The organism is Pseudomonas sp. NPDC087358, assembly GCF_044900785.1.
Taxonomy (GTDB): domain Bacteria; phylum Pseudomonadota; class Gammaproteobacteria; order Pseudomonadales; family Pseudomonadaceae; genus Aquipseudomonas.
Genome location: NZ_JBJDOA010000013.1, coordinates 174984 through 183618 on the forward strand (window position 1 = coordinate 174984; position 8635 = coordinate 183618).

Genomic DNA, 8635 nt, shown 5'->3' on the forward strand with positions numbered 1-8635 from the left:
ACACCGATGATGGCGCTTAGCCAAGCTACTGCCCTGCAAGCATTTTTCTAAGATCAAGCGCCTACGCTGAATCCGCAGATGGCCGGCTGGTCAGGATTCTCCTGTCCGTGATGCCAAAGTGATGGCAAAAACCGGGTGAATTCCTCAATGAAATGAGGAGGTTAGGCGTTTTCAAACTATCAGCGCTTTTTCGAAAGGCTTTGCGTATGTCTTTTATATATTTGGCTATGACACTTTTTATTGCTGGGTTTCTGCTCGGATAGTCATCGTTATTTTATTGCTAGACCAGAGATCAAAAAGTGATCAGTAGGAGGTTAAAAACCAGAAAGTATTAATTCCTTTGTAAGCATTTGCCTCTTCTTGCAGCTACTCAGTTGCCAAACGAATAGTGGTTAGCTGACTCATTAGTTATTTTGTTTTTGGTGTTTGGAAAAGGTTTAAAAATGGCGCCAGTTTTACGTTTTTCGCGGATTGTCCAGTAAACACAGGGGTATGCCGCATACGTGTTTCATTTTTATTACAGCTTAGTCTTGTTCTGGTTTGCGTGTTTTTGAGGGTTTCTCCATATAAATGCAGCGCGCGATTTTTTGGTATTAACCGGAAAGTTGTTTTTAAGTTGTGTTGATTTATTGGCGCCGGTTTGCTGGCGCGGTTTAAAAAATAATACTAGAAAGTTAATTGTTTCCCTGAGATGCTTGCCGCCCCAACTTTTCTGCAAAGTTCGGGCACCCGTTCTGGGTACGATTTCTTAAAACAGTAAAACCTTGGAATAAGAGGCTCACCACTTGGTGAGGCTTTTGAATTTTCGTCGTCAGGAGATAGACATGAGCACCCAGTCGGATTTAGCTGAGCTGTACACCGCGTTTTTCAACCGTGCACCGGACTCAGCAGGTCTGGCGTACTGGGTCAATCAACTGAACTCGGGCACCATCACCCTGGGTCAGATTGCCAAGAACTGGGTCGAATCCCAGCCAGAAGGCCAGGCCAAGTACCCGGCCGGCATGAGCACCACCGATTTCGTCAACGCCATCTATGACAACGTGCTGAGCCGCACCAGCGATGCCGCTGGCCTGGCGTACTGGCAAGCCCAGCTCGACAGCGGCGCGATCAGCCGTGACACCTTCGTCGCCACCGTCATCAACGGCGCCAAGGCCAACACCTCCACTCAAGGCAAGGCGGACGCAGCACTGCTGTCGAACAAGGCATCGGTCGGTATCGCCTTCGCCGACAAAGGCCTGAACGACGTCACCCTGGCCGCCAAGGTCCTGACCTCGGTCACCGCCGACAGCAACACCCTGACCGCCACCCTGGACCTGATCAAACTGGTTCCAAGCGCTGCCGGCAACCAGACTCCAGCCGTCCTGACCGCGCTGAACACCGCGCTGACCAACGTCGCCAACCTGATCAAGACCGCTCCGGGTGAAGTTGCCGATCTGGCCACTTACCTGACTGCAGTGGCCAATGGCGTGACTGGCAACACCAACCTGGCCACGCTGTTCGCGTCGATCAACACCAAGGTTGTAGCGGCGCAGACCAATCCGGCTGCGCTGGACAACCCGGCTACCCAGGCTGGCACTGATGTGACAGCGGCCACGCCATCGACTGGCGGCGGCGATACAGGCACTCCGCCTGTCACTGTCCCGACGTTCACCGTGACCAACAGCACGGGCGAAGATGCGGGCATCTACATCGTGGGTACCAAGAACGGGCTTGTGACAATCAGCCTGCATGGTGACGACGTCGTTTTCACTCCGAAAACCGGGACTGCAGTGACGATTGCCTCGGGGCTTATCACCCAGGGGCTCAATATCGCCGGTTCCGTCACTGGCGACATCAGCATCCTGGACATTTTCGGTAACGTGGAGATCGTTGGTAACGGCAACGTTGCAGTGACCGGCTCGGGCGTAATCACCGCAGCGCAACTGAACCTCGTCGACAACCATTCCACGGCCAAGCTGAACTTCACCGCTTTCGAAGGCACCATCCGCGGTACTCAAGAGGAATTGCTGACTGCATTGAGTGCCAGCGGCCTGACCGGTCTGGGCGACAAGGCCGTTGCCATCACTGAGTCGCCGACCATCGCTCAGGTCAAAGCCGTCGACGACAAGACCTCGGGTGTTGTGACCGCTAACTCCATCAGCGACACAGCTGCTCACCTGAAGGCCAACGCGGGTGGTTACGTGAAGGCTGGCGTCGCTGTGAACGTCAGCGATGACGCGTCGATTGCACAACTGACTGCCATCAACGTCCTGACCGGTGCTTTGGCGGCTCACGGCACCGTAGTCGACAACGTTGCGAACCTGGCTCTTGACCTTGATGCTGAACACCCACTGGTCCAAGACGGCAATTTCATCGTCAACGACTCGCTGGAAAACGTTCTCACGGCAATTGGTCAAGACACGCTGCCAGAAGGGTTCGACTACACCCTGACCAGCGGGAACGTAACTGTGCCGTCGGACGTGCATTTTTCCGTCACGATGGGCCAGCAGGCTCTGGAATTCTTCCAGGCGGCGGTCGAGAACGCCCTCAACGTCGTCCCGGTCACGCTCAACGCAACCTTCACCCTGTACGACACCGTTGAAAACCTCACCGCCGCGCTCAACAACCACCTGGCAGTGATGGATGGCAATCGTCCTTACGTGGTCAACGACACGCTGCTCAGCGTTCTGGCCGCTAAAGCCGACGTGGAATCGCCGCTGAGCCTGAACCACTACACCCTGACCGACGCCAGCATTGACCTGGGCGACAACCTCAGCGTGGCCAACGCTACCCTGCTCAAGGCTCAAGCTCAGGCAGTGGTTGATGGCGCAGAGAATGAGCCAGCGCTGAGCCTGGATGCCGGTTATACCGTCACCGACACCGTCGCTAATCTGCTGCATGACGTGAATTCGGATTTCCCGGTCACCGCCGGTCACGATTACAGCGTAAGCGACACGCTGACCCACATCGTTGCTGACAAAGGCACCGATTCGGATCTGACCTACACCACCTACAGCCTGACCGACACCAGCTTCGACGCTGGCAGCGACCTGACCGTGCAGGCGCTGATCGCGGCAGAACTGCCTGTGCAGAGCGTCTACGCCGGTGCCACTGGCGACAATACTCCACTGGTCTTCACCTACAGCCTGGCTGACACCGTCGAGCACCTGGTCGCTAACGCGCCCCTGCTGATCGGTCATGACTTCACCGTCAATGATTCGCTGGCAAACATTCAGGCTTACCTGGGCGGCGATACCGCAGCGCTGGGCGACGACTTCGCCTACAACCTGACCTCCGCCCATATCGAAGTGACTGCTTCGATCGGTGTGGAAGCCGCCCTGGCTCTGCAGGAGCAATACACCGACCTGGTGAACGGCGCGGTCAACAAGGCCGCCGTCACCCTGGACATCGTGTTCAACCTGCACGGCTCCGTGGAAGACCTCACTGACACAGACTACACCTCGGTCGTGGTTGGCCAGCACGTTCAGATCGACGACGAGTTCATCAGCCTAGACGATCTGGCCGCAGTACAGACCGCCGTGGGTACTGGCACTAACGCTGGCGTCGATTACAACGGCATCAAAGGCGAAATCGCCGATTTGCTGGGCGCAGGCGAGCTGATCGCTGATCATGCGGTCTCGGTCAGTGATGCACTGAGCATCGCGGATCTGACTGAGCTCCATCAGCTTAACGTGAGCGGTGTTGAATATGGCGTAGTCAGCGATTCCGTGGCAGTCCTGATCGACCAGGCCAACTCCCAGGCCGTTGCTGGCAAGATTCTGCAAGTCACTGGCGATGCATCTGTAGCCGATATCCAGGCGGTCGAGGCTGCTGCGGGTAACAACGGCTCTGTCGCTTACGGTGCAGTGACCGATTCGGTCGCTAACCTGATCAACGTGGCAAACGCCGGCATCGTCGAGCTCCATGACGCTGTGATCATCGGGACTGTTTCCATTCAGAACATTACCGATGTCCGCAATGCGGTTGACGAAGGTACTGTCACTTACGGCGCCATCGCAGACAGCGTTGCGAATCTGACTGACGCCGCCAATCTGCAAACCATCACAGGTCATGCCCTGACCGTGAACGATGCTGCCTCCATTGCGCAGTTGGTGGCGCTGAAGGACGCGGCAGGTATTGCAGGCGTCACCTACACCAGCGTCTTCGACACTTATGCACACCTGACTGCACAAGACGCGGCGGGTCTGCTTACGGACAAAGTCGTCTCGCTGACGGATGACGCGGTATCGATCGCCCAGCTCACGACCATCACGTCGGCTGGCGCCATCATTGCTGGCTACAACGCTGTCACTGACACTTTTGCCAACCTGACCTCGAACGTTTCGAAGCTGGCTGGCCACGCTGTCATCATCACCGACGCTGTGTCTGTTTCTCAGGTCGGCAGCGTCAAGGCGATCAATAGCATCGGCGCTGTTACCTACACCACCCTGAGCGACAACGCTGCCAACCTGGACGCCGCTTCGAGCGACATTCTGGGCGCGGCCGGCACCGTCAGCTTCACCGATGCGGCGACCATTGCTCAGTTGACCAACGTTGACGGCAAGACTGCCGCCACACTGGCTTACACCTCGGTAACCGATTCGGCCGCCACTCTGGTGAGCAACACCGGTGGTTACGTCAAGAATGCAGTGAACGTCACTGTTTCCGACACCGCGACCCTGGGTCAACTGACCATCATTGACCTGGAAACCACTGGCAGCCTGACCGCGACCAACATCGCCGATGCTGCTGCGACACTGGTGAGCAACGTGGGTGGTTACATCAAGGCGGGCGTCAATGTCACCGTCAACGACGCTGCTACCCTGGCTCAGCTGACCAGCATCGATGGCGCCAATGGCACCGGTACTCTGACTGCCAACACCGTCGCTGACAACGCTGCACTGCTGGCTGCCAACGCTGGCAACTACATCAAGGCGGGCGTTGCGGTAAACGTCCTCGACGATGCGAGCATCAGCCAGCTGACCGCCATCGACGGCTTGAATGGCAATGCGGCCCTCACCTATGGCTCGATCAAGGACGCCGCCGCAACACTGGTTTCCAACACCGGCCTGTACGTCAACGGCAGCGTCAACGTGACCGTCTCCGATGCGGCCACCCTGGCGCAACTGAGCACTATCGACCTGAAAACCAGCGGTACGCTGACTGCCAACCTGATCCAGGATGGCATCGCTGCGCTGACCACCAACTCCGGCAGCTACGTCAAAGCCGGCGTAAATGTGACCGTGACTGACTCGGCGAGCATTGCTCAACTGACAGTGCTCGACGGCGTCAACGGCACCGGCACAGTCGCTGCCACGACGGTCACCGACAGCGCCAGCGCGCTGTTCGACAACACCGGCGGTTACGTCAAAGACGCTGTGAACGTGGTTGTGAGCGGAGCAGCCACTGTTGCTCAGCTGGCTAACATCGATGGCAAGAATGGCGCAGCCTCACTGACCTACACCAGTGTCAGCGATACCGCTGCACTGCTGCTTGCCAACATCAACGGTAGCGCCACTCACTACGTTGTCGACGGCACGAACGTCAATGTGACCGACGCTGTCTCGCTGAGCACCCTGGCCACCATCGACGGCGCGAACGGCGCGGGCACTTTGACCGCAGCCTCGGTCATCGACACCGCTGCTCATCTGGTTGCCATCACTCCTTACATCGGCAACAGCACAAACGTTGAGATTACCGGTGTTGTTGACCTGGCTGATCTGAAAACCATCGACGACAAGTCGGCCACTGTGACTTACAACGAGATCGCCGACAGCGCTGCTGCGTTGCATGCGAACACAGACAGCTATATCCACGGTTCGGTAAAGGTCACAGTCATCGGCGGGATTTCGATGCAGTACCTGTATGACATCCAGGATCTGGTCGATAGCCCTGTCACCTACACCAAGTTGGTGGACACCGCCAACACGCTGACGCTGGACGCTCAATCAGCCAACGGTCATGTCAAGGGCGACATTGCGGTCGAAGTGACCACAACCATCTCCCTGGCCGACCTGAACACCATCGACCAGAAAATCACCGGTGAGCTGACGTACGCGTCGATCACTGACACCGGTGCTCACCTGGCTGCCGATACCCTTTACATCAAAGGTGATGTCGATGTGTTCGTGAGCGGCGCGATCGACCTTGCCGATCTGACTGCGATCTCCACGAAAACCACTGGCGACGTCGAGTACCACGAAGTCAGCGGCAACGCTGCAGACCTGGCCATCGATGCACTGACCAATGGCGGCAATGGCACCTTCGTTGTTCTGGGCATGACTGTCGATGTGACCGATGCCGCCTCCGTGCAGCAGTTGGCTGACATCAAGGCAGCTACCGGGACAAACCCGAACTTCCATGAGGTTGCCGATACCGGTTCGACACTGGCTGGCGACGCGCTGTTCGTATCACTCGCAGCCAAGGTGACTGTGACTGACGCAGCTTCGCTGGGTGACCTGACCACCATCAGCGACAACATGGTTGATCCAACCCAACTGAGTTACACCGCCGTCAAAGACACCGCGCAGAATCTTGTCGCCCACGGCGCTGAGTTCCTGGACCCGGCCACCGACATCAACGTCACCGTGTCTGATGCAGCGACCGTCGCCAGCCTGGCAGCGATCACCGCGATGACCGGCGGAACAGTGACCGCGGCGAATCTGGCAGATACCCATCTGAACCTGTTCACCAACGGCGTGCTGACTTCGTATGTCGCTGTAGGATCGACGGTTACCGTGCAGGACGACGCCACCGTCGCTGAACTGAAGGCGCTGGTTGCGGCCACTGGCGATGCGAGCAAGGTGATCTACACCGCTCTCACCGATTCCATCGCCAACCTGACCTCGGCTGATGCAGCAGCGTTCATCAAGCCTGGCGTGTCCGTATCCATCACTGACAACACCGCGACAGTTGCACAGGTTGCTGCGATTGATGCAGCGAACGGTGTAGATGCCGTGAACTATCAAGGCGTGACCGACACGGCGGCGGCGTTGGCGGCTGATGCAGTGGCGGCTGGCACCAAGTACAGCCTCAACAAGACTGTCGTCGTCACTGACGCGGCGACGATTGAGCAGCTGGCGGCAATCGATCTGGTTTCCGCTGACCTGGAATACACCAAAGTCACCGACACAGCGGCCAATCTGGCTACGAACGCCGGTACCTTTGTGCAGGACGGCATCACTGTCAGCGTTTCCGACGCGGCTACCGTTGCTCAGTTGGCGACCATCGACGGTTTCACCGACGTTGCTCTGGCTTACACCAAAGTCACCGACACGGCGGCGCATCTGGTTGCAGACAGCACCTACGTCAAGGCTGGCGTCACTGTGACGCTCACCGACACCGGTACCGTTGCCGCAGCCACCTTGGCATCGATCGACGGCAAGACTGATGTACAAGTCGATGCTTCGTCCGTCGGCACCGTCACCGGCAACATTGCGGACGTCAAGGCTGCACTGGCTGCCAGCGCTACGCTGAAACTGTCGGGCACTGAAGGCCTGGTTGTGACGGACACGGCGGCTGATCTGGCTGGCCAGACCCTGAGCGCCGGTACCTCGTCTCACGACGTGCTGAATGTTGGCCTGGCCAGCGTCACCACCAACCTGAGCGGCTTGACGGGCTTCGAAGACATCTACCTGGCAGGTAGCAACCGTTCGACCAACGCAATCACCATCGGTGATGGCGACGGCGTCTCGGTTCATGCCCAGGCAGCTTCGAACGTCATTCTGGGTTCCGGCCATCAGAGCTTCTTCACCAGCACCGGCAACGACAGTGTCACCATGAACACTGCCAGCACCTTCGTCTTCGCAGCTTCGGCAGCGGCCAACGGTGTCGATCTGGTCAAGAACTTCTCGGTCGGCGCGGCGGGCAGCGCGCTGGACTTCTCGTCCTTCCTGGGTGGTTTTTCGACTGCGGGCAGTGAAATCGTCAACGACGCCTCCGACTTCGGTGGTGGCGCTGGCGTGGTGACCTTGCTTGATGGCAACAGCCTTGGCCTCGCCAGCAAAAACGCCATCAGCGTTACAGACTTCAACAGCTCGTTCCTGTCGAAAGTCGATGGCAAGGAAGTGGTCGTCACCTTCGACAATACCGCTCACTCCGCCAACGTCTACTTCGTGAACTCTGCCGGCGGCGGTGCAGCAGGCGTCGTCGACAGCGCTGCGGACATCACTCTGGTGGGTACCGTGACTTACACAGGTTCGATCAGCACTGTTAATGATCTGCACCTGGCGAGCCACTTGGCTATACCGCTCTGATACTTCTGTAGCTGACCTGCAATACCAAAACCCCGCTTCCTGAAAAGGAAGCGGGGTTTTTTTTGGGGGCCGCGCTGGCTGGGCGGCAACGAATCACTATAGGAGGCGGCTTGCTGGCGAATGCGTTGGGTCAGGTACCTGGTAGTGACTGGCTGACCGCATTCGTCAGGTCAGTCGCGTTTCTGATCGTTCCCACGCTCCGCGTGGGAACGCATCGCCTGACGCTCCGCGTCAGCCATCGCTCCGGGAGTGGACGCGAAGCGTCCAGGGCGGCATTACCACGCGGAGCGTGGGAACGATCAACAGGGTTTGCTGCCGGTTCCCGGCAGATCGTCAGCAAGCTGGACTCCCACGCCCTCCGGGCAGAAGCGGGTGGTGGTGATCACTGAATCGGAGCATGT

At 58.1% G+C, this 8635-nt stretch carries 1 protein-coding gene; it reads left to right on the forward strand.

Translation table 11 applies throughout. The annotated features are described in order from the left end of the window. Nucleotides 1-824: 824 nt before the first annotated feature. Nucleotides 825-8234 carry a DUF4214 domain-containing protein gene (locus tag ACI2KS_RS24975; RefSeq protein ID WP_404623678.1) on the forward strand — a complete coding sequence of 2470 codons (7410 nt, stop codon included), beginning with the start codon at nucleotides 825-827 and terminating at the stop codon, nucleotides 8232-8234. Nucleotides 8235-8635 lie beyond the last annotated feature (401 nt).